Source organism: Ephemeroptericola cinctiostellae (assembly GCF_003339525.1).
GTDB classification, from domain to species: domain Bacteria; phylum Pseudomonadota; class Gammaproteobacteria; order Burkholderiales; family Burkholderiaceae; genus Hydromonas; species Hydromonas cinctiostellae.
Window position 1 is genome coordinate 402,661 of sequence record NZ_CP031124.1, and the last position, 21,829, is coordinate 424,489.

A 21,829-nucleotide genomic window follows, 5' to 3' on the forward strand; every position below is an offset into this window, starting at 1 on the left:
ATGAGTCGACTGACTGTTTTTAACCCAAAGGCCGCGCACACCAAACTCAATGCAGGTTTGGCCGAGACCTCCATCCGCATTTCAGAAATACAAGGTGAACAACTGATTGCTTATCTGGGTTTGATGGCCAAATGGAACCATGTCTACAACCTGTCCGCCATTCGCGACACCGATAAAATGATCAGCCACCACCTATTGGACTCACTGGTCATTCTACCCATTTTAGAACAGTGGTTACACGCCTCAAACCCAGATCTAAACAATCCAAGTATACTCGACGTGGGCACGGGTGGCGGTCTACCGGGCGTGGTTCTGGCCATCATGCACCCAGAGTGGAACATCACTTTGATTGATCCCGTTCACAAAAAGACAGCCTTTTTACAGCAGATAAAAGGACAGTTAGCGCTCACAAACCTATCTGTCATTACAGGCAAAGTGGAGGATTTACCCACCGCTCAACGCTACGATGTCGTCACCAGCCGCGCCTTTGCCAGTGTGATTGATTTCGTCACATGGTCAGAGAATGTATTGGCTGATCACGGCTTTTTCGCCGCCATGAAAGGCGTCTTTCCCATCGAGGAGATGGACGAACTGAATGCCGCATTCTCAGGAAAATGGCAGACCACATCGGTTGAGCTGCACGTCCCACAACTTGATGCTCAACGCCACCTCATCCAACTCAAACGCACCTCATTTCAAAACCAAGGGTAAGACATGACCAAATTTTTTTGCATCGCCAACCAAAAGGGTGGTGTGGGTAAAACCACCACCACCATCAACCTCGCAGCCGCATTGGCCAAATTGGGTCAACGCGTATTGCTCGTTGACCTCGATCCACAAGGCAATGCCACGATGGGCAGCGGCGTCGATAAGCACAGCCTGCCATCAACGGTTTACCATGTCCTCCTCGGGCTGAAACCCATCAAAGCCGCCATCATCCAACCGCCCGAAGTCGGCTATTCTTTGCTCGCCGCCAACCGTGACCTCGCAGGCGCAGAGATTGAAATGGTTGATCTGGAACGACGCGAATACCGTTTAAAAGATGCATTGAAAGAAATACAGGACAGCTATGACTACATTTTGATCGATTGCCCGCCATCGTTGTCCATGCTCACGCTCAACGGCCTGTGCAGCGCGCAAGGCGTCATCATTCCCATGCAATGCGAATACTTCGCACTGGAAGGCTTGACGGATTTGGTCAACACCATTCGCAGCCTGCACGCCCATTTGAACCCAGAACTGGAAATCATCAGCATATTGCGCGTGATGTTTGACATGCGCATCACATTGCAACAGCAAGTGGCCGAGCAACTCAAAGCACATTTTGGCGACAAGGTATTCAACAGCGTCATTCCACGCAACGTACGACTCGCAGAAGCCCCCAGTTATGGCCTGCCAGGGGTCGTCTATGACCCATCATCGCGAGGCGCAAAAGCCTACCTGGCGTTCGCGCAAGAGCTGCTGTCTAGAAACTTTTAAGAAAAAGGGTAACGCATGGCCACCAAACAGAAAAAAGGCTTGGGTCGCGGGCTGGAATCACTTCTCGGCTTATCGGACAACATGAACCAGCACGCGCACGATGTCGAAGACAACCCCGCAGGAAAGCTGCAAATGCTGGCGCGCGATGTCATCCAAGCAGGCAAATACCAGCCACGCACCCACATGGATGAAACCGCGCTCGCAGAGCTCGCCTCCAGCATCGCCACCAATGGCTTGATGCAACCCATCACGGTGCGTCCGATTGGGCCCGAGCGTTATGAAATCATCGCTGGCGAACGCCGTTATCGCGCGGCAGGGATCGCGGGCTTGAGTGAAGTCCCCGTACTGATTATTGAGGTTGATGACAAGACAGCCCTGTCATTGTCATTGATTGAAAACATTCAACGAGAAGACTTGAACCCCCTCGAAGAAGCACAAGGCCTACAACGCCTCATCAGTGAATTTCACTACACCCACGACAGCTGTGCCTCAGCCATCGGCCGATCGCGCAGTGCAGTGTCCAACTTACTGCGCCTGCTGAACCTAGCACCTGCGGTGCAAACGATGTTGCTAGCAGGTGACATTGACATGGGGCATGCGCGCGCTTTACTGAGTTTAGACTCCGCTCAACAAGTCATGCTGGCTCAAGAAATCAATGCCCGTCGCCTGTCTGTGCGCGACACTGAAAAACGCGTACAAGCCATTTTAAAAGGCGAGGAAAACTCACCCAAGGACAAGATGCGCATCGTTTCAGGCGACATCATCCGCCTTGAACAACAGCTGTCCGATGCGCTGGGTGCAGCCGTATCACTCAAAATGGGCAAAAAAAATCAAGGCAAAATGGTGATTGAGTTTGGCAATTTGGATGTCCTCGAAGGCATCATGTCAAAATTTCAGCCCGCACAATAAAACAAGGTTTTTTGGATGAGCCTGTCAAGTAATGACGAAAAACGTCGTAAAAAACAGACTCAACTTCCGATAAAACAAACCACAATAAGAAAGTAAGTACACACAAACATATCTAGGCTTAAAAAATAAATTGCTTTAAAAGCCCGAATTAAAACGCTTGAATCTGTGAATGCACGCCATCCATAAACTCAGCCATCGCCACATCCTTGATCGTCAATCCACCCACATCGACCGTGGTTAAAATCACATGCACAGTGTTCCATGCATTGCGCCAATCTGGATGATGATTCACCTGCTCGGCATACAATGCAACACGCGTCATGAATCCAAATGCTTGGTTAAAATTTTTAAAAACAAATGTTTTATGGATCATCGAAAACAACACGTCATGATCCCAACCACTCAAGCACTCAACTGAGTTTTTCAGCTCATCGCTCACATCAACCATCATCCACTCCTTCTCTTGGTAAATGTCACACCTGATCCACAAACCATTGGAACGGGATTTACAATCCCTCCCGTAAGTTAAAATTATGCTCTGGTGAGGCATTTAAAAAAGCATATTGGTTCAAACAATTGTTGGATATTTCCATGATCGTCGGATAACTGGTCATGTCACAGTGAAACCGAAGTGCATTATAAACCTGCGGTACAAGACAAACATCAGCCAACGTCACTGCATCACCGTAGCAATATTCGCCACGGGTCTGCTGCAATTGCAGCTCCAAAGCATCAAATCCAGCAATCACCCAATGGTGATACCACGTGATTTTTTTGGCTGCGCTTAAGCCAAGGTTTTGCTCCAAATAACGCAATACGCGCAGGTTGTTCAGTGGGTGAATGTCGCATGCAATGGTTTGCGCCAAAGCACGTACACGCGCACGACCCACCGCATCCCACGGCAAAATAGATGGCAAAGGATAAGTTTCATCAAGGTACTCACAAATGGCCAATGATTGTGTCAACATCACCCCGTCGTCTTCAACCAAAGTGGGCACCAAACCTTGGGCATTGTATCGGGTATAACGTGTCGATTGGTGCACATTGTCCAACAAAGACACATTGATGGACTCGTATGACAAGCCTTTCAATTGCAATACAATGCGTACGCGATAGGCTGCAGACGATCTAAAATAATCATAAAGCTGTCTCATGTCAGCACCTCACCATTTTTGGTTATTTTTTAATTATCCTCATTTATTTTACACCCAAAAAACAGCTAACATCATGAATTTATTTGGTTTTTTCAAAAACAGCCCTGTACAAATATTTACTTTTCTCATAAAAAACCCATAAAAATTTATAAATTAATCTTCTTCTTGATGATTTTTAACAACTTAAGTGGGTAAAGGTGAAGAAATATAAATCAAGTAAACGAACCAATGAGGACTTGGAATTCAGGTCAATGCATTAGAATGAAGCCCCGCGAGCCACACACATCGCCCGTAAACATAAACCATAAACCGCACTCTCAACACCCATGGCAAAATCAGAAATTTACTTCGTCACCGACATTGAAACCGACGGCCCCATACCAGGCCCACACTCCATGCTGTCTTTCGCCAGTGCTGCGTACACCGCAGAAGGACATCTCGTTGACACGTTCAGCGTCAACCTTGACACACTTGAAGGCGCCAGCGGCCATGCATTTACAATGAAGTTTTGGGCAACCGAACCTGAAGCATGGGCTGCATGCCGCAGCGACACCATTGCACCCGAACACGCCATGAAAAATTATGTGAAATGGATTCGAACCGTATGTAAAAATACCAGCAGTCCTGTGTTTGTTGGCTACCCAGCGGGCTTTGATTTTACTTTTATCTTTTGGTATTTGATGAGGTTCACGGGTGAATCACCATTTTCATGGTCGGCATTGGACATGAAAACATTGGCCATGGCCCTCACAGGGCTGGATTATAAACAAGCCATCAAACCCCGCTTGCCCAAAACATGGTTGCCCGAAGAACTGCCACACACCCACATTGCCTTGGATGACGCATTGGAACAAGGTCATATTTTTTGTCAAATGTTGAACGCATGGCGAACACTGCACAGCGCATCCGAAGACATGCAGCTGCCCATGCGCTGAACACATTAAACATCATCGGCCCTCGCACCAGCCCATCAACGCCTCATACAAGGAGCACCCATGCGCTTACACAAAAAATTCATGCCTGTCATTGCATGCGCCTTCTGGCTGAACAACGTCAATGCCCAGACGAGCAATGAACACCCCTATCACATACAACGTCACACCGATGGCGACAATGTGATGCCCCTCGTATCCTCAAGCAACACTCAAGCAGATAAACGCATCAACGATTACCTGTTCATTGATGCCCTCAGCCAACTCGCCACTCAACCGCAAGCAAAAAAAACCGTCACCCCCATGCCCGCCAGCACAACCTATGGCTACAACGTGGTGCGCAACGACCGCAAAGTATTGGCACTGAATCTGCATATGGGATATTGCGGAGCCTACTGCGAAGAAAGCAATGCCAGCTATCATTTTGATGCACAAACGGGACATCACATTGGTTTAACGGATGTATTCACAAACCAAGGCATCGCTCAACTGGATGCAAAGATCAACCAATTGAACATCGCTCGCATAGAACGCACCGTGAAACACTTGAAAAGCATCAAACGTGATGACACCACAGAAGCGCAATTGGAGTTATACACCGACTGCTTGAACTCAAAAAAAGAACGCGCCAAAGAACCATTTAACACCTTCTACAGCACTTTTCAAATAAACAACCGCACAGTGACCTTCACCAGTGATCGATGCAGCAACCACGCCATGCGCGCCCTGGATGACATCGGTGATTTTGACAACAGCCTGTCATTGACTCAACTCACCCCTTACCTCACAACGTATGGCAAAGCCTTGTTCAGCCAGACCGCCAGCGATACTTTTCATCCCAGCGCATTCGGTCAAATCCTATACGGCACGCTCGGCAACGCACGCATCACCATGCTGCTCGAACCACCGCAAAGCCCCAATGATGCCAACGAAAGCAGTGTCTCAGGCCAATACTTTTACAACCAATACAAAACCAGCATTGAGTTATATGGCTCACTCAAAGGCAATACGATCACCCTGACCGAAAACGACGAACGCACACCCAAGACCATCACATTAACCATCAGTGACGCCTCTTTAAATGGATTTTGGCAAGGGGAGGGCAAATCACATCCAATCAGCGTTAAACCATAAACTGCAAATAATCGCAAAGCAAACCCCGCCTTGCGATTGCTTGAATTGGACGGTTTTGAATGGAAAACTCCCATAAAACCCAAATGGCATATCAGCCAGGATTTGGCGACAAGCACAAACCCAACCCACCATATCCAATGGGCGTAAAAAAACGGCGATAAAGCATCGCCGTTTTTTGATTCAACATGTGATGATCAAACATCACACCAACCACTGTTTTTTGAATGTTGCATTAAGCTTTCACAGGTTTATTGGTGATGTGCTTATTGATGTACCACTGTTGGCCAATCGAGAAAATGTTGCTCACCACCCAATACAACACCAAGCCCGAAGGGAAGAAGAAGAAGGTCACGCCAAAAATCAAAGGCATCATCAACATCATGCGTGCTTGCATTGGATCCGCAGGCGTGGGATTCAATTTCGTTTGAATGAACATCGTCACCATGTAAATCACTGGCAAAATCCACAAAGGATCTGGTGCAGATAAATCTTTAATCCAACCCATCCACGGCGCACCACGCATTTCAACCGCCGCTTGCAACACATAGTACAGCGCAATGAAAATCGGCATTTGCACCAACATCGGCAAGCAACCACCCGCTGGATTCACCTTTTCGGATTTGTACAATTCCATGGTGGCTTGGTTTAATTTGAGTTTGTCATCGCCATAATCTTCTTGCAAAACTTTCAATTTTGGCGCCAAAGCTTTCATTTTCGCCATTGATTTATAGCTCGCCGCCGTCAATGGGAAAAAGGCCAATTTCATCAAAATCGTCAAGGCAATGATGGTCCAACCCCAGTTACCGATGAACGAATGCAAAATGCCCATGAACCAATGCACCGGTTTAGCAATGATCGTCAACCAACCATAATCCACCGCCAAATCCAAACCAGGCGCAACCGTCGCCAACGTCTTTTGATCCTGAGGCCCAACATACAACTGTGCATCAAAACTGCCCTTGGCCGCAGGCGCAATGCTTGGTAAATTGGTGATTTCACCCACGCTGTATGCCGCAAAAGGAGCGGTTTGTTCGATGCGGGTGTAAAAATCGCGTTCCATGTTTTGAGGAATCACCCATGAAGACACGAAATAATGTTGAACCATACCCACCCAACCATTATTGGCTTTGGGCGTGTAATTGACTTTGCCTTTGGCAATCTCTTCAAAAGCCACCTTTTTAAACTTGTCCTCATCGTTGTACACCACAGGCCCCGTGTACGTGCTGTAAAACTGAGAATCGCCAATTTGTGAAGCATCACGCACGATGTCCAAATACACACGTGGTGCAATCGCAACAGCGCTGTCATTGTCAATCTCATGTTTGACATCCACAGAATAACTGCCACGTTTCAATGTGTAAATTTTACGCAATGTCACGCCATTGTTTTGCGCCGTTAACGTCACACTGACCGCATCTTGGCCATCCTTCATCACGGTTTCAGGCGCACTCGCCGTGAACATGGTTTTGTGATTCAAATTCAACTCAGGATTCGCCAAACCACTGCGCGTCACATACAAACTGTGTGCATCCGAATTGAGCAACAACACATTCAAGCTTTTATCCGATGAGTTTTTAAACTTCATCAATTCTGCGAACTGAATCACGCCGCCCTCGGTGTTCAGCTTCAAACGCAAAACATCGTTTTCCAAGATCAAAGGCTGCCCCTTGAGCTGAACACTGTCCGCAGCAGGCGCACCTGCCACACTCGTACTGACGGCACCTGTCGCACCGTTGGCCGCAGCCACTTGAGCCATCGGCGACGTTGGCACAGGTGCATGTTGAAGCTGCCAATTGTTCCATAAAAGCAGCAAAGAACCTGCAAAAACCAACCACAACAGGGTACGCGGTGAAAAATTCTTCATTATTTTTTCTCTAAATAATTAAATGGGCATACAAAAAATCACTTGGCTATCACTTAACGGTCACTCGGTTTTGAGCACACCACAGCACTTTCACATCAAACCACGCAATAAGCTCGCCATTATATCAACTCTTATGACAAGAACAGCCTTGTTTTAGTTCGCCAACCGTCGGCACCAAATCAACACCGCCCTCACATCCAGGACGACAGCGAGAAATACGCTTCATGGCCAACCACGAGCCGCGCACAACACCATGGCGCTCAATCGCCACAATGGCATAACGCGAACACGTCGGATAAAAACGGCAATGATTCGCCATTAAAGGACTGATCGCCAACTGATACAGACGCACACAGCCAATGAACAACCGCTTCATCATAAAACGGGCTCATCCACAGATTTAACAGGGATCGATCGGCTTTTAAACTGCTCAGCAAACACGACACCCTGAGCAAACAAATCCACCAATTGCAACGACCACTCTCGCTTCAAACCCGCAGTTAAAGGCAACTGATTCACTTTGGCTTTCAAACGAACCACCCACAAACCGTCGGCCAAACCCGCTGAATGCAAACGGAAATACTCGCGCGTCAAACGTTTCACCGTATTGCGTCGAATCGCATGCTTGGCCAATTTTTTTGGCACCACCAAACCGATTTTGGGCCACGGCTCTGTGATGGTTCGAACTTGAACCACATGTGGCCGATGCGCACAAAAATGTAAAGCAAAATGAGCGGTCTGCCCGCATGTGCGCATGCGCAAAGCGGATGCATAGGCATCCGCTTTGAGTATTTTACGCGAACGGGGCAACCCAAAAGAGGGGCGCACCATGGTATCAGCCGTAAAAGAAGGTGTTACAGGTTGAGCCAATTAAACAGCCAAACGAGTGCGACCTTTAGCGCGGCGCGCGTTCAATACCGCACGACCACCGCGGGTTTTCATGCGAGCACGGAAACCGTGAGTGCGTTTACGACGAACCACTGAAGGCTGAAAAGTACGTTTCATAATATGTCTACCCAAACAAAAAACTGCATAGTTGCAAAAAATTCATCCGAAAGCGGTTGTATTCTATGGACACATTAACGTTTTATCCATCGCGCTTTCACGAATCAAACATTAAACCCGATTTATCCAGTAAATGCAATACTTTAGTCAGCGTTTCTCATGTTTTTGCGACATTAACATCGAAAACTGTGGATAACTTTGCCTAGGGCAGGGTAAAAAGTGTAAAATAGACACATCTTTAAAAAACACCTCCCCATCGTGACAGGGTTGCGGTGTTTTTTATTTCCTATAGTTTTTTATCCCTCTGTTTAACAATTAATCGATGCACACCATTTGAGGTTATGGCCTCAACGGGCATTGTTATCCCTTTTGATTACGGTCGTCCTTCATGTTGGTATTTTGGCAATCTTGTTTAAATCAACTCAAAAAAGAGTTAACACCTCAGCAATTTAAAGCGTGGATCACACCTTTATCTGCTGTTGAGTATGATGAAAAAAGCATGGTTTTAAAAATTAATGCACCAAGCCGCATTAAGGCAGACGCTTGCGGCAGGCAGTTTGGTGAGCGCTTACACACACTGGCTCACGAGTATTGGGGGCATCCAGTCCAGGTGGTCTTCGTCGTATCGGCCAAAGGACACCCAAAACCTTCGCCCCTGACAAGCATCAACACGCCAGCATCAAGCACTGCCAATGCAGCTCAATTTGCTCAACATCTCGCAGCCCCCAGTGCAGCCGCAGCAAGCTCTGCGCCAAGCAGCGCATCGATTGAAGCGCAAATTAAGGCCGATGAGGCCAATGCTCTGGCATTTAAACAATCCAACCTCGAAGAAGAACTCAGCTTTAACAGTTTAGTCACCGGCAAAGCCAATCAACTGGCCAAAATGATTGCCTATGAAGTCGTTGAACAACCAGGTCGAAAATACAACCCTTTTTTCATCTATGGCGGCGTCGGTGTTGGCAAAACCCATTTGATGCACGCGATTGGCAATGCCGTGTTAGAGCACTCACCATCTAAAAAAGTACGTTACTTATTTGCCAACACCTATGTCAGCGAAATTGTCAAAGCCTATCAAAATAATAAATTTGATGAATTTAAAACCTATTATCAAAACCTCGACATGTTGCTCATCGATGACATTCAATTTTTTGGTGACGGTAAAAAAGAGGGCACACAATTTGCCTTCTTTGAATTATTTGAATCCTTAATTCGTGACAACAAGCAAATCATCATCACCAGTGACCGTTATCCGAAAGCTTTAGAGGGCATTCAAGAACGCTTGCGTTCACGCTTTGAGTCGGGCATCAGCATTGAAATTGAACCCCCCGAACTTGAAATGCGCGTGGGTATTTTGCTCAAAAAAGCAGATCAAGAAGGCATCGCCTTGTCAGAAAGCGTCGCTTTCTTCATCGCCAAATTGCTGCGTGCCAACGTTCGTGAACTGGAAGGCGCACTAAGGAAAGTAATTGCTTACTCTCGCTTTCACAAGCAAGAAATAACGGTTGACAGCACGAAAAGCGCATTAAAAGATTTGCTCAACAACAATCAAGATCAAATTTCGATTGAGTCCATTCAAAAAGTGGTGGCTGATTATTATAAAATCAGCCTTGTTGACATGTACTCAAAAAAACGACCAAAAAACATCGCCTTTCCTCGACAGATTGCCATGTATTTGGTGAAAGAATTGACACAAAAAAGCCTGCCTGAAATCGGCGCTTCTTTTGGCGGGCGCGATCACACCACTGTGTTGCACGCCGTTCGAAAAATCAACGAAGACAAACGGGTTGATACCAAGTTGAACCATGAGTTGCATTTATTGGAACAAATATTGAAAGGTTGATGCTTAAAAAAACGGTTTCACTGTGTTTTTAAGTAAAACTGAATAAGCTGTGGATAAGTCAGCCATACCAGTGCATAAAATTTGAACAGTTTTTAACAAAACCCATTCAAACCCAAATGCATTCGTTTTATCAACAACCCATCCACAAGGCAAAAACTGCTGTAAAATGTTGTATTGATTGTTTTTTTAGTGTTATCCACAAAAAATGTGTGAGTAAATAAATATAGTTTAATAAAAGGATTTTTATTATGGAATTGGTTAAATGCAGCAAGGACACGTTATTAAACCCTTTACAAGTGGTCTGTGGCATTGTTGAACGCCGTCACACCTTGCCTGTTTTGGCCAACGTGTTGTTCAGAAAAACTGCCGACACTTTGACCTTGACCAGTACGGACATTGAAATCCAGATTAAAACGCAATTGGCCGTTGCAGACAATGGTGAAGATGTGAGCACCACCGTGAATGCAAAAAAATTACTCGATATTTTGAAGTCTTTACCTGATGCCAAAGACGTGGCTCTGAATCTGAAAGACAACAAACTTGCCATCAGCTCAGGTAAAAGTAAATTTAACTTACAAACGTTGCCTGCAAATGATTTTCCTGAAATGGCCAAAACAGGTGACTTCAGTCATAAAATTGAACTCAAACAAAAAAGTTTGACGGCTTTGCTCAATAAAGCCGATTACGCCATGGCGGTACAAGACATCCGTTATTATCTGAACGGGATGTTGATGATTGTTGAAGGCAATCAACTGTCTGTCGTGGCCACCGATGGTCACCGCTTGGCTTATGCCAACACCATCACCGAACAAGATTTAGGCGAGAAGAAAGAATTCATTTTGCCACGCAAAACGGTCATGGAATTACAACGTTTGCTCAAGGACAATGATGAGGACGTGACAATTGAATTGTCTAACAATCAAATCCGCTTCATGTTTCACAACATTGAATTGACCTCCAAGCTTGTTGAAGGCAAATTCCCTGATTACCAAAAAGTCATCCCTAAAGATTACACCAAAGCGGTGCACATCAACCGTCAAGTGTTGCAACAGGCTTTGCAACGTGTCGCGATTTTAAGCAATGAGAAATTCAAAGGCGTGCGTTGCTTGGTTGAATCAAACACCATCAAAGTCAGCTCAACCAACACCGATCAAGAAAATGCTCTTGAAGAACTCGACGTGGATTACGATGGGGATGCACTTGACATTGGTTTTAATGTGCATTATTTACTGGATGTATTGGGCAATCAAAAAACTGAAAACATCATTTTGAATTTGGGTAACAGCGCAAATCAAAGTGTGTTGATCACCGTGCAAGACGATGAAGCCTTCAAATATGTTGTCATGCCCATGCGCATTTAAGCCTTACAAAACATAAATGCGACTCAACCATTGAACCCAATCCAATGGTTTGATTTAAGTATTTGATGTTCACAATTGAAGGTCTTGTGTACTTTTTGCACACGACCTTGTAAAACCAGATTCAAACCGTCAGAGCACGTAAACCAAAAAGCAGAAAACCGCTTTTGCAAAGGATTAAAATGACAGATCAAGCAGTTATGCAACCCGCCGAATACGGTGCCGATTCGATTAAAATGCTCAAAGGCCTCGAAGCGGTACGTAAACGCCCGGGCATGTACATCGGCGATACTGGCGATGGCACAGGCTTGCATCACATGGTCTTTGAAGTGTTGGACAACGCCATTGATGAAGCCCTTGCGGGGCACTGCGATGACATCGTCATCACGATTCACCCAGACAACTCCATTTCTGTTTCGGACAATGGCCGAGGCATTCCCACTGACATCCACAAAGACGATGAATTTGGCCGCAGTGCCGCAGAGATCGTCATGACCGAGCTACACGCGGGTGGTAAATTTGATCAAAACAGTTACAAAGTGTCAGGCGGGTTGCACGGTGTGGGCGTGTCTGTGGTCAACGCACTGTCGGACTGGCTCAAACTCACGGTGTACCGCAATGGCAAAAAGCACGAAATGGAATTTCGCAATGGCGACCGTGTTGAGCCTTTGGCCATCACGGGTGATACGGATAAAAAAGGCACAAAAGTCCACTTTCTCGCCAGCCAAGAAATTTTTGGCGACGTGACCTTTCATTATGAAATTTTATCGAAACGCATCCGAGAGCTGTCTTTCTTGAACAACGGCGTGAAAATGCGCTTGGTCGATTTGCGCAACAACAAAGAAGAAGAATTTGCCTTCAGTGGCGGCATGGCGGGCTTTGTTGAGTATGTCAACCGCTCAAAAAGCACTTTGCATGCAAAAATTTTCCACGCCGTGGGTGAAAAGGACAATGTATCGGTTGATGTCGCCATGCAATGGAATGACAGCTACAACGAATCGGTGCAGTGCTTCACCAACAACATCCCACAACGCGACGGTGGCACGCATTTGACCGGTTTACGTGCCGCCATGACACGTGTGATGAATAAATACATCGAAGAAAACGAATTCGCTAAAAAAGCCAAAATTGAAACCACGGGCGACGACATGCGCGAAGGCTTGACCTGCATTTTGTCCATCAAAGTCCCTGAGCCAAAATTCTCCTCGCAAACCAAAGACAAATTGGTGTCGTCGGAAGTGCGTTTGCCCGTTGAAGAGTTGGTGGCCAAAGCCTTGTCTGATTTTTTACAAGAAAATCCAAACGAAGCCAAAATCATTTGTAATAAAGTGGTCGAAGCCGCACGTGCCCGTGATGCAGCGCGTCGTGCCCGCGAAATGACACGCCGAAAAGGTGTGTTGGATGGCGTGGGCTTGCCAGGAAAGCTCGCCGATTGCCAAGAAAAAGACCCTTCGATGTGTGAAATTTTCCTTGTCGAGGGCGATTCCGCAGGCGGATCCGCCAAACAAGGTCGGGATCGAAAATACCAAGCGATTTTGCCACTCAAAGGTAAAATTTTAAATGTCGAAAAAGCGCGATTTGACAAAATGCTGTCCTCACAAGAAGTCGTCACGCTCATCACCGCGCTTGGCACAGGCATTGGTAAAGACGATTACAATGTTGAAAAATTACGCTACCACCGCATCATCATCATGACCGACGCGGACGTCGATGGTGCGCACATTCGCACATTGTTACTGACCTTTTTCTACCGCCAAATGCCTGATTTGGTCGAGCGCGGCCACATCTACATTGCACAACCACCACTGTACAAAATCAAGCAGGGCAAAGATGAACGCTACATCAAAGACGATGTGGAAATGAATCAATACGTACTCAACATCGCCCTTGAAAAAGCCCGCTTGGTGACACACACCGAACAAGTGATTGAAGGTGAAACACTGGTCGAATTGGTGCGCCAATATCAACTGGCGGAAGCGATTGTGCGCCGCTTGTCAAATGCCTACGAACCGCTTTTATTGCGAGCGATTGGCGATGGTTTACAGCTTGATTTAAGCAACATGGATACGGCAGAGGCCAGCGCAACGGCGTTGCGTGATTATTTCTCGCATCAACCCGCGATTAAACTCGATGTATGGGTGCAAGAAGATGCGCACGGTGAACCGCGATTGATGATTCACCGCCGCCATTTTGGCAATGTGAAGTTGTCATACGTCACCCAAGAGTTCACCCAAAGTGCCGATTGCCTGAACTTGAAAAAAGGTGCTGAGCTGTTCGGCCAACACATGGGCGTTGCACAATCGGAGCACTGGGTCACGGTCAGCCGTGGTGAAGGTGAGAAAATGCGCCAAGCCCGCGTCAAAGATTTCCACCAAGCCATGAAATGGTTGCTGGACGATGCTGAGCGTGGCATCAGCAAGCAACGCTATAAAGGTTTGGGTGAAATGAACCCAGATCAGCTGTGGGAAACCACAATGGACGCATCGGTGCGTCGCTTACTGCAAGTGAAAATAGAAGATGCCATTGCTGCGGATCAAATTTTCTCAACCCTCATGGGCGACGACGTTGAGCCGCGTCGCGCGTTTATTGAAAGCAATGCGGTGTATGTGAATAATATTGACACTTAAACGACTTAAGCATTGATTTAAAAAGCCCCTTGAAACCATCAAGGGGCTTTTTTTATTCGCTCATATGTAGATATGGAATGTCCGTTTGAGTAGCTGATAAATTATACGCAAGCGAATGTATGTATATGTATAATTACAAAATAAAAAGCAACCAGCTTAAATTGAATAGATAGAATAAATTAAGTGCTTGATACGGGTTCTAATTGAGATTGAATCTAATGACATTAAAGCCAAATAACTATTTTGGTAGGTCGAATAATGAACGGAGATAATATGAATTTAAGTGGTTCACAAATCATGAAGTTGAGGCGATATGGTATTCGCGTGGTTGTCTGGGGGTTGGTTGCGTTTGTGGGATTTAAAGCCTATCAATCCTTCCAAGAGGCGCGGATGGAGGGGCAGAAAAACAGACAAATGCGTGAAATTGAAGAGCAGAAAAGCATCGCCACGCCAGCAGAAAACGCCATCATTGCCGCCTTGCCTGAAGAGCGTAAAAAGGGGCGTGCGTTTGTAAAGGCAGATGGGCAGATGTTTTCTGTGCCGAGACGATATTACTATAGTTTAGGAATGTGGTTGGAGTGGGTTAAAGATGGTGAGTTTTCTGGGCATGTGGAAACTGACCCGACAAAGAAAGGGGATGAGGGAATGCGGGTTATGGTTCACCCCCAAGGTGTTATTACAACCACCCGCCAAGATTTCGATGCTTTATTTCAGCAAGGTGTATTAATTAAACAGCCATCCCAGCGTAAGGGCGTTGATGTCTATCGAAAACCAGCGGAGAAAGAATGGTATATCAAAGATTATTATGTTTTAAATGACTTTAAAGATATAAATGGTAAGCCGCCCGTTATTCGATGCGGTCCGTGGAGTGCAAAAAGTGATTTTGGATACTGTCTTGTTGGTGTTCAAGTGCAATCCAATATATTTTTAAGTGTTGGGGAACTTACCGCCAAGCATGTCAACAACTTACCCGAGATTTACCAAGCAATTATGAGCGTAGCAAACCAAATAGAGGAGATTAAATAATGAGCGTTATTACATACTTAAACCAAGAAAAATTAGAGCAAATGAATCAATTGGAGGTCGCATGAGTTTAAGTGGTTCACAAATCATGAAATTGAGGCGATATGGTATTCGCTTGATTATCTGGGGGCTGGTTGCGTTTGTGGGATTTAAAGCTTATCAATCCTTTCAAGAGGCGCGGATAGAGGGGCAAAAGAATAGAGTAATGAAGGCCGCTTATGAAAAAGAAACAGTTCTGACGGATGAGGAAAGAGCAAAAATCAATGCTTTGCCTGAGGAACGAAAGAAAGGGCGGTCATTTGTTAAAAGTGGGGGGAGCATTTATTCGTTTCCTGCTGAGTATTATTTTAATCAAAGCATGATGATTCATTGGACTAAAGGCAATAATTATTATGGCGCTAGAGGTAAAGGTCAGTCTAAAGTGGATGATGAAACTATAAGGATTTATATTTTACCTTCAGGGCGAACTGACAGGCAGGGTTTTGATTCTTTGCTAGAAAGTAACTTTCTGATAAAAGAAAAGTCTCCACAACTTGATATGGATGTTTATGTTAATAAATCGAATAACAATGATATTGAACGCTACTATGTTTTGAGAGGATTTAAAGATGTCAATGGGGGTTTTCCAGTTGCAAGATGCGGCTCTAAAAGCGCAAGAAGTGATGATGGGTTTTGTGTAATAGGAGTACAACTTAAATCAAATATTTATTTAGCAATGGGTGACATGACAGCCAAACATGTAGATGATTGGCCAGAGATTTATCAAGCAATTATGAGCGTAGCAAACCAAATAGAGGATATTAAATAATGAGCGTTATTACCTACTTAACCCAAGCAGAATACGATGTATTTGTACAAAAAGCCGATGCAGCAACTACGGGGACATATTGGCAACTTTACACATGGTTGGCTGATACCTTAGAAATTAAAGGAATCAGTTCTATCAATCCAACTGTTTTATGGTTGCGTGGCGCAGCCGAAGCCAATGCAGGGCGCGGTGCAATGTCAGAGTTGATACGAACTTATAGTTCAACTGAGTATGATTTACGCTACGGCGGTTCGGTGGGTGCAACTTTGATGCAAAAAGCATCGGATGCGGTGGCACAAAATTTAATTGCTGATATAAAAGGTGAGCTAAATGATAACTCCATAAAATTTGGAATTCCTGATATTACTCGAATAGCCGAAGCAGACGCTCGCGCAGTAGGCGAAACGCTTTTTGGTAAAAAATTAGGCCACGACGAATCCGACACCGCCTTTGCCAACAACTCAGGCTGGTCAGGTGCATTGCTATTTACCCAACTGCAATCCGACCAAACATGGCGTTTAATGTCACCCGTCACGCCAGCCGATACACACGACACCGAAATCAACACCCTCAACGACTGGCGTGACGTACTGTTTGCGTATGTATCCTACAGCGCAGGCCTCAAAGCCGCCGCCCTCAAGTTCGTCGCCGAAGGACAGCCCCAACAAAACACCGACCTCGTCATTTTAAGCAAGACATTCAGCAGCTACATCAAAAGCTACATTACAGGTGGCGGAAACGGCGATTTAGAAGCCGCAGTTGTGGGCGGCACGGACAATCCCGCATTGAAAAGCGCATTTCAATTGATAGCTGACGTGGGCGTAAATGTTTTCATGGACATGCTCATGGGTGCAGCACTGGGGCGGTCAGTGATTGGCAGCACCAACGATACCAACTTCACCAGCAACGCCCGTGCCTTCTTCAGTGCATTGACCCCCAGCCAATTACAAAACATCAGCGCACACCCCCTATCGGACACCTTGTATGACAATGCGACAGCCGCGCAAACGGATGTTCGCATTCGCGCAGCCTTGGCAGGATTGAGCGTGGTGGCACTTGATGTCAGTCCAGCGGTTGAAAGTGCGTTGAGTTTATATGACCCATCAACAGGTCAAGGTGTCATCACCACCCAGTGGCTGAGTGACCGCGACGAAATGCTGCATTGGGTGAAGCTTTACGGCGCGAGTGGTGTCGCGTTTAATCAGCGGTTCTCGGTGTTTTCTGAGTTGGGTGAAACTGCGGTTTTAGATGGCGATTATATTTATAAGGACATGGCTTCAGGTTTGACCTTGGACATTGATGGGTTCAATCCAACGACGTTGCAAAGCAAAATGATTGTGTTTGGTAGTGGCAGTAGTGAAGTGTTGCAAGGGGGTGGTTTGGACGATCATTTGTATGGTGGTGCAGGGAACGACATAATTGAATCGAGCGAGGGAAATGACTATGTTGAAGGTGGTGCAGGTTTAGATACATATAAGTTTTCAGGAGCATTTAGTGCCGACACTATTATGGATAGCGATCACTTTGGTTCTGTAATGTTGGATGGTATAACTTTGTCGCGCGGGACACTTGATTCTGCAACACATGCGGTAAGTGCAGATGGCTTGGTGTCGTATACGATTATGACGACTGGCTCAGGTTCGACTGCTGCGAGTAATTTGATGATCACCCGTAAAGGTTCAAGTGCGAATAGTATTTTGGTTGAGAATTGGGCTAATGGTGATCTGGGGATTTATTTATCGGCTGCCGTCACATTAAATAATCCCGATCCTAACAATCAATTGGGGACTGCGGGCTCGGATGTTTTAGAAGGCAATCGTTTTAAAAATTCAATTTCAGGAGCTGGCGGCAATGATCTTTTAAGCGGTAATGGTGGTGATGATGTCTTAAATGGAGGTCTAGGTAATGATGCATTGTATGGCGATGGTGACACAGCACCTACTGCAGACGAGATAACAAAAAATACATATATTGCAGATGTTGCAGGTAATGATACTTTAGATGGGGGTAAAGGAAATGATTGTCTGTATGGTGAAGACGGAGCCGATTTACTCCTTGGTGGTGAAGGTGTTGATACTTTAGATGGGGGGAAAGGCAATGACAAGCTATATGCAGATGCTGGTGAGGATATTTTAATAGGAAGAGAAGGTGATGATCGTTTATATGGCGGTATGGATGATGATAATTTAGACGGTGGCGAGGGCAATGATGCATTATTTGCTGAAGATGGCAATGACATTCTTGATGGCAGGAATGGAAATGATACTTTGAATGGTGGCTCTGGAAATGATATTTTGATAGGCGGTTTGGGCGCGGATCAAATGACTGGAGGAGAGGGGATTGATGCTTATTATGTTGATGATGTGGGTGACACGGCTGTGGATGTGGCAAGCGTAGACATTGATACTGTTTACAGTAGCGTTTCGTTTGTACTGGGGACAGGTTTAGACAATTTGGAATTAACAGAATCAGCTAATTTGACTGGACGTGGGAATACATTAAATAATGTCATTATCGGAAACAGCGGTAACAATACTCTTTTTGGTGAAGCTGGAAATGACACAATCACAGCTGATGGCGGAAATGATACGATTGATGGTGGTTCTGGTAATGATGTCATTGATGCTGGTTTGGGTAATAATAAAATAGATGCGGGCAATGGATCAAATACAATTGATGCATCTTCTGGTAACGACACCATTACTGCCATGGAAGGAAGTGATACCATCAATGCCGGTGGTGGTGATAATTTGATTAATGCTGGTAGCGGGTCTAATGTAATTGACGCATCTTCTGGTAACGACACCATTACTGCCATGGAAGGAAGTGATACCATCAATGCCGGTGGTGGTGATAATTTGATTAATGCTGGTAGCGGGTCTAATGTAATTGACGCATCTTCTGGTAACGACACCATTACTGCCATGGAAGGAAGTGATACCATCAATGCCGGTAATGGTGATAATTTGATTAATAGTGGCTCTGGAGTTGACAGAATTACAGCTGGTGATGGAAATAATGTCATTAATGCTGGTTTGGGTAATGATGTTATTGATACTGGTTCGGGTAATAATAAAATAGATGCGGGCAGTGGATCAAATACAATTGATGCATCTTCTGGTAACGACACCATTACTGCCATGGAAGGAAATGACACCATCAATGCCGGTGATGGTGATAATTTGATTAATAGTGGCTCTGGAGTTAACAGAATTACAGCTGGTGATGGAAATAATGTCATTAATGCTGGTTTGGGTAATGATGTTATTGATGCTGGTTTGGGTAATAATAAAATAGATGCGGGCAGTGGATCAAATACAATTAATTCATCTTCTGGTAACGATACTATTACTACTATGGAAGGAAACGACACTATCTATGCAGGCGATGGTAATAATTTGATTGATAGCGGTTTAGGAAAAGACTTAATCTCTGTTTATGGCGGAAGTAGTCAAATATTTGCAGGAGCTGGTGATGATTATATTAGTCGCATTGGAAAAGGGATCCTTACTGAACATGCACTCATACATGCAGGCACGGGCAATGATCAGATTTTTTGTTATTCAGGCCGAGATGCCATTTTTTCTGAGGATGGCAATGACCTCATTTATGCGGATGGTTATGACACGATTGATAGTGGTGCTGGGGACGATGCTATTTGGATAACAGGAGGTGGCAATCTGATTCGCGGTGGATTGGGTGCTGATAGTATATTTATTGGTTGGGATGAGGGTTTTCCTGTTCTTTATGCGGCTGATATTGTTTATGGAGGAGATGGGAATGATGAGATCAGTTCGGGGCGTGGAGATGACAAAGTTTATGGACAGGCGGGCAATGATAATTTAAATGGTGGTTTTGGAAACGATCAACTTGAGGGCGGAGATGGGGCAGATCGCTTAAAAGGCGATGAGGGAAATGACACTTTAGTTGGTGGTGCTGGAAACGATTATTATGATGTTGATAGTTTAAGTGATGTTGTTGTTGAGAGGCTTGGCGAAGGAATTGACTTGGTTCAATCAGAAGTTGATGTGAATGCTTTATATGCTGGTGTTGAGAATTTAATATTAGTTGCTGGACGAGTCGCAAATGGTAATGAACTTAATAATGAAATAACGGGTAATTTTAAAAATAATTATATAGATGGTGGTTTGGGCATTGACACCCTTATGGGGGATTGGGGGGATGATATTTATGTTGTCGATAATGCTGCTGACGTAGTAACAGAGAACTCCAGTGAGGGGACAGACACCATTCAAAGCAGTGTCAGCATCGGTTCATTAGCCGCCAATGTAGAAAACCTTATTCTAACGGGTGCGACTTTAATCAACGGCACGGGTAACAACCTCGCAAATCTCATTACCGGTAATATAGCCAGTAACACATTAACGGGTGGTTTAGGCAATGACACCTTGAACGGCGGAGGTACCGCCGATATTGACACACTCGTCGGTGGTGCTGGTAATGACACTTACCTGATTAACAGCACTCTGGATGTGATCACTGAATCCCTTAACGAAGGGGTGGATAGGCTTAGCAGCAGCGTCACGACTTCCTTAATGTCAAATGTCGAGCAATTGGTATTGACAGGCACAGCTGCAATCAATGGCACGGGCAATGAGTTGGCCAATTACATGATGGGCAATAGCGCAAACAATGTGCTCAGCGGTGGTTTGGGTGCCGATGTTATCCGTGGCGGACTAGGCAATGACACCCTTGATGGTGGCGATGGCAGCGATTGGGTGGATTATCGTTGTATGACCACCGCTGTGACTGTGAATCTAAAGAACACAAGCACTGCACAAAACACAGGTGCAGCTGGTTTGGATCTCCTGACCAATTTTGAAAATATCTTTGGTGGCTCAGGCAATGACACGCTCATTGGCAGCCTCAGTGCAAATATCATTCGTGCTGGCTTGGGTAATGACAGTTTAGATGGTGGCGCTGGTATTGACTATGTGGATTATCGGGATTTTAGCGCGGCTTTGACTGTCAATTTGGGGCTGACCTCGGCGCAAAACACGGGTGCTGCGGGTACGGACACACTGATTAACTTTGAAAACCTGTTGGGTGGTACTGGGAATGACACGCTCAGTGGCAATGCATTGGCCAATCGCATTGAAGGCAATGCGGGCAATGATCTCCTAAGTGGAGCGGCGGGCAACGATGCATTGCTGGGTGGCGCGGGTAATGACACATACCAATTTGCACGCACTGAGGGTCAGGATGTGATCACCGATACCGATGCAACTGCAGGCAACAGTGATGTGCTTGCATTCCAAACAGGCATCACCAATGATCAGCTGTGGTTTAAACACTCTGCGAATGATTTGATTGTGAGTGTGATCGGTACAAGCGATCAAGTGACCATCAAAGATTGGTATGCCAGTGGTGTGAGTACTCTAAATACCGCATCTGTTATTGAAAGCATCTCGGCTGGGGGTAAGGTCTTGAGCCACACCAAGGTCGAGGCTTTGGTGGGGGCAATGGCGGCGTTTACGGCTCCTGCGGCGGGGCAAACTACCTTGCCATCTACGTATCAATCCAGTTTGAATACTGTGGTTGCGGCGAATTGGCAGTAGTACTCATGGTTTAAAAACTCAACAAGATGTCTATTAAGCATCTTGTTGAGTTTAATACTATTATTCGTATAAGTTAAACAAAAAGCCCCTTGAGCAATCAAGGGGCTTTTTGTTTAC

The 21,829-nt window shown here is 45.6% G+C and carries 17 protein-coding genes; 11 read left to right on the plus strand and 6 right to left on the minus strand.

What is annotated here, in order from left to right:
* Genes rsmG through DTO96_RS02035 form a run of 3 tightly spaced genes read left to right on the plus strand, consistent with a single transcriptional unit; the run spans position 1 to position 2,388 of the window.
* On the plus strand, positions 1-711 hold the full coding sequence (rsmG, locus tag DTO96_RS02025; protein WP_114561969.1) for a 16S rRNA (guanine(527)-N(7))-methyltransferase RsmG: 711 nt from the start codon (positions 1-3) through the stop codon (positions 709-711).
* Between the two features lie 3 nt (positions 712-714).
* Positions 715-1,479 carry a ParA family protein gene (locus DTO96_RS02030; protein WP_114561970.1) on the plus strand — a complete coding sequence of 255 codons (765 nt, stop codon included), beginning with the start codon at positions 715-717 and terminating at the stop codon, positions 1,477-1,479.
* 15 nt (positions 1,480-1,494) lie between these two features.
* Entirely contained in the window at positions 1,495-2,388 is an 894-nt protein-coding gene (locus tag DTO96_RS02035) for a ParB/RepB/Spo0J family partition protein (RefSeq protein ID WP_114561971.1), read from the plus strand.
* 148 nt (positions 2,389-2,536) lie between these two features.
* On the opposite strand, the gene DTO96_RS02040 is transcribed toward DTO96_RS02035, so the two are convergent.
* Together DTO96_RS02040 and maiA are read right to left on the minus strand one after the other, a co-directional pair.
* Positions 2,537-2,839: a 4a-hydroxytetrahydrobiopterin dehydratase gene (locus tag DTO96_RS02040; RefSeq protein WP_114561972.1), complete on the minus strand. Its 303-nt coding sequence runs from the start codon at positions 2,837-2,839 to the stop codon at positions 2,537-2,539.
* Positions 2,840-2,894: 55 nt separating this feature from the next.
* On the minus strand, positions 2,895-3,542 hold the full coding sequence (gene maiA, locus DTO96_RS02045; RefSeq protein WP_114561973.1) for a maleylacetoacetate isomerase: 648 nt from the start codon (positions 3,540-3,542) through the stop codon (positions 2,895-2,897).
* Between the two features lie 326 nt (positions 3,543-3,868).
* Between maiA and DTO96_RS02050 the strand changes: the two genes are divergently transcribed.
* Both DTO96_RS02050 and DTO96_RS02055 read left to right on the plus strand, forming a co-directional pair.
* Complete coding sequence (locus tag DTO96_RS02050) at positions 3,869-4,477, plus strand: 3'-5' exonuclease family protein (RefSeq protein WP_114561974.1); 609 nt, start codon at positions 3,869-3,871, stop codon at positions 4,475-4,477.
* A gap of 60 nt (positions 4,478-4,537) precedes the next feature.
* Complete coding sequence (locus tag DTO96_RS02055; RefSeq protein WP_114561975.1) at positions 4,538-5,608, plus strand: hypothetical protein; 1,071 nt, start codon at positions 4,538-4,540, stop codon at positions 5,606-5,608.
* Positions 5,609-5,840: 232 nt separating this feature from the next.
* On the opposite strand, the gene yidC is transcribed toward DTO96_RS02055, so the two are convergent.
* The 4 genes from yidC to rpmH all read right to left on the minus strand — a co-directional run bounded on the left by yidC (position 5,841) and on the right by rpmH (position 8,477).
* Positions 5,841-7,472 (minus strand): membrane protein insertase YidC, encoded by a 1,632-nt coding sequence (gene yidC, locus DTO96_RS02060; protein WP_114561976.1) that lies wholly within the window; start codon positions 7,470-7,472, stop codon positions 5,841-5,843.
* A 124-nt stretch (positions 7,473-7,596) separates the two neighbouring features.
* Positions 7,597-7,851, minus strand: coding sequence for a membrane protein insertion efficiency factor YidD (yidD, locus tag DTO96_RS02065; protein WP_373277803.1), 255 nt, complete (start codon positions 7,849-7,851; stop codon positions 7,597-7,599).
* A complete protein-coding gene (locus DTO96_RS02070; RefSeq protein WP_114561977.1) occupies positions 7,848-8,303 on the minus strand; it encodes a ribonuclease P protein component in 456 nt (151 codons plus the stop codon). Before DTO96_RS02070 ends, yidD begins: the two co-directional genes overlap by 4 nt.
* A gap of 39 nt (positions 8,304-8,342) precedes the next feature.
* On the minus strand, positions 8,343-8,477 hold the full coding sequence (gene rpmH / locus DTO96_RS02075; protein WP_114561978.1) for a 50S ribosomal protein L34: 135 nt from the start codon (positions 8,475-8,477) through the stop codon (positions 8,343-8,345).
* 388 nt (positions 8,478-8,865) lie between these two features.
* On the opposite strand from rpmH, the gene dnaA reads away from it, so the two are divergent.
* The 6 genes from dnaA to DTO96_RS02105 all read left to right on the plus strand — a co-directional run bounded on the left by dnaA (position 8,866) and on the right by DTO96_RS02105 (position 21,712).
* The gene (dnaA, locus tag DTO96_RS02080; protein WP_114561979.1) at positions 8,866-10,317 is read left to right on the plus strand and encodes a chromosomal replication initiator protein DnaA; all 1,452 of its coding nucleotides are present in this window, start codon (positions 8,866-8,868) and stop codon (positions 10,315-10,317) included.
* 248 nt (positions 10,318-10,565) lie between these two features.
* Positions 10,566-11,678 (plus strand): DNA polymerase III subunit beta, encoded by a 1,113-nt coding sequence (dnaN, locus tag DTO96_RS02085; RefSeq protein ID WP_114561980.1) that lies wholly within the window; start codon positions 10,566-10,568, stop codon positions 11,676-11,678.
* A 179-nt stretch (positions 11,679-11,857) separates the two neighbouring features.
* On the plus strand, positions 11,858-14,302 hold the full coding sequence (gene gyrB / locus DTO96_RS02090) for a DNA topoisomerase (ATP-hydrolyzing) subunit B (protein ID WP_114561981.1): 2,445 nt from the start codon (positions 11,858-11,860) through the stop codon (positions 14,300-14,302).
* A 258-nt stretch (positions 14,303-14,560) separates the two neighbouring features.
* The gene (locus DTO96_RS02095) at positions 14,561-15,328 is read left to right on the plus strand and encodes a hypothetical protein (protein WP_157964300.1); all 768 of its coding nucleotides are present in this window, start codon (positions 14,561-14,563) and stop codon (positions 15,326-15,328) included.
* Positions 15,329-15,389: 61 nt separating this feature from the next.
* The gene (locus DTO96_RS02100; RefSeq protein ID WP_114561983.1) at positions 15,390-16,133 is read left to right on the plus strand and encodes a hypothetical protein; all 744 of its coding nucleotides are present in this window, start codon (positions 15,390-15,392) and stop codon (positions 16,131-16,133) included.
* Complete coding sequence (locus DTO96_RS02105) at positions 16,133-21,712, plus strand: beta strand repeat-containing protein (protein WP_114561984.1); 5,580 nt, start codon at positions 16,133-16,135, stop codon at positions 21,710-21,712. Before DTO96_RS02100 ends, DTO96_RS02105 begins: the two co-directional genes overlap by 1 nt.
* The last annotated feature ends 117 nt before the right edge of the window (positions 21,713-21,829 follow it).

Bases quoted from the DNA above. Each gene is read 5' to 3' on its own strand.
- gyrB (WP_114561981.1), top strand. From the start codon at position 11,858: ATGACAGATCAAGCAGTTATGCAACCCGCCGAATACGGTGCCGATTCG.
- DTO96_RS02100 (WP_114561983.1), top strand. From the start codon at position 15,390: ATGAGTTTAAGTGGTTCACAAATCATGAAATTGAGGCGATATGGTATT.
- DTO96_RS02035 (WP_114561971.1), top strand. From the start codon at position 1,495: ATGGCCACCAAACAGAAAAAAGGCTTGGGTCGCGGGCTGGAATCACTT.
- DTO96_RS02040 (WP_114561972.1), bottom strand. From the start codon at position 2,839: ATGATGGTTGATGTGAGCGATGAGCTGAAAAACTCAGTTGAGTGCTTG.
- dnaA (WP_114561979.1), top strand. From the start codon at position 8,866: ATGTTGGTATTTTGGCAATCTTGTTTAAATCAACTCAAAAAAGAGTTA.
- DTO96_RS02050 (WP_114561974.1), top strand. From the start codon at position 3,869: ATGGCAAAATCAGAAATTTACTTCGTCACCGACATTGAAACCGACGGC.
- DTO96_RS02105 (WP_114561984.1), top strand. From the start codon at position 16,133: ATGAGCGTTATTACCTACTTAACCCAAGCAGAATACGATGTATTTGTA.
- DTO96_RS02055 (WP_114561975.1), top strand. From the start codon at position 4,538: ATGCGCTTACACAAAAAATTCATGCCTGTCATTGCATGCGCCTTCTGG.
- yidD (WP_373277803.1), bottom strand. From the start codon at position 7,851: ATGATGAAGCGGTTGTTCATTGGCTGTGTGCGTCTGTATCAGTTGGCG.
- rpmH (WP_114561978.1), bottom strand. From the start codon at position 8,477: ATGAAACGTACTTTTCAGCCTTCAGTGGTTCGTCGTAAACGCACTCAC.
- DTO96_RS02095 (WP_157964300.1), top strand. From the start codon at position 14,561: ATGAACGGAGATAATATGAATTTAAGTGGTTCACAAATCATGAAGTTG.
- DTO96_RS02070 (WP_114561977.1), bottom strand. From the start codon at position 8,303: ATGGTGCGCCCCTCTTTTGGGTTGCCCCGTTCGCGTAAAATACTCAAA.
- rsmG (WP_114561969.1), top strand. From the start codon at position 1: ATGAGTCGACTGACTGTTTTTAACCCAAAGGCCGCGCACACCAAACTC.
- maiA (WP_114561973.1), bottom strand. From the start codon at position 3,542: ATGAGACAGCTTTATGATTATTTTAGATCGTCTGCAGCCTATCGCGTA.
- DTO96_RS02030 (WP_114561970.1), top strand. From the start codon at position 715: ATGACCAAATTTTTTTGCATCGCCAACCAAAAGGGTGGTGTGGGTAAA.
- dnaN (WP_114561980.1), top strand. From the start codon at position 10,566: ATGGAATTGGTTAAATGCAGCAAGGACACGTTATTAAACCCTTTACAA.
- yidC (WP_114561976.1), bottom strand. From the start codon at position 7,472: ATGAAGAATTTTTCACCGCGTACCCTGTTGTGGTTGGTTTTTGCAGGT.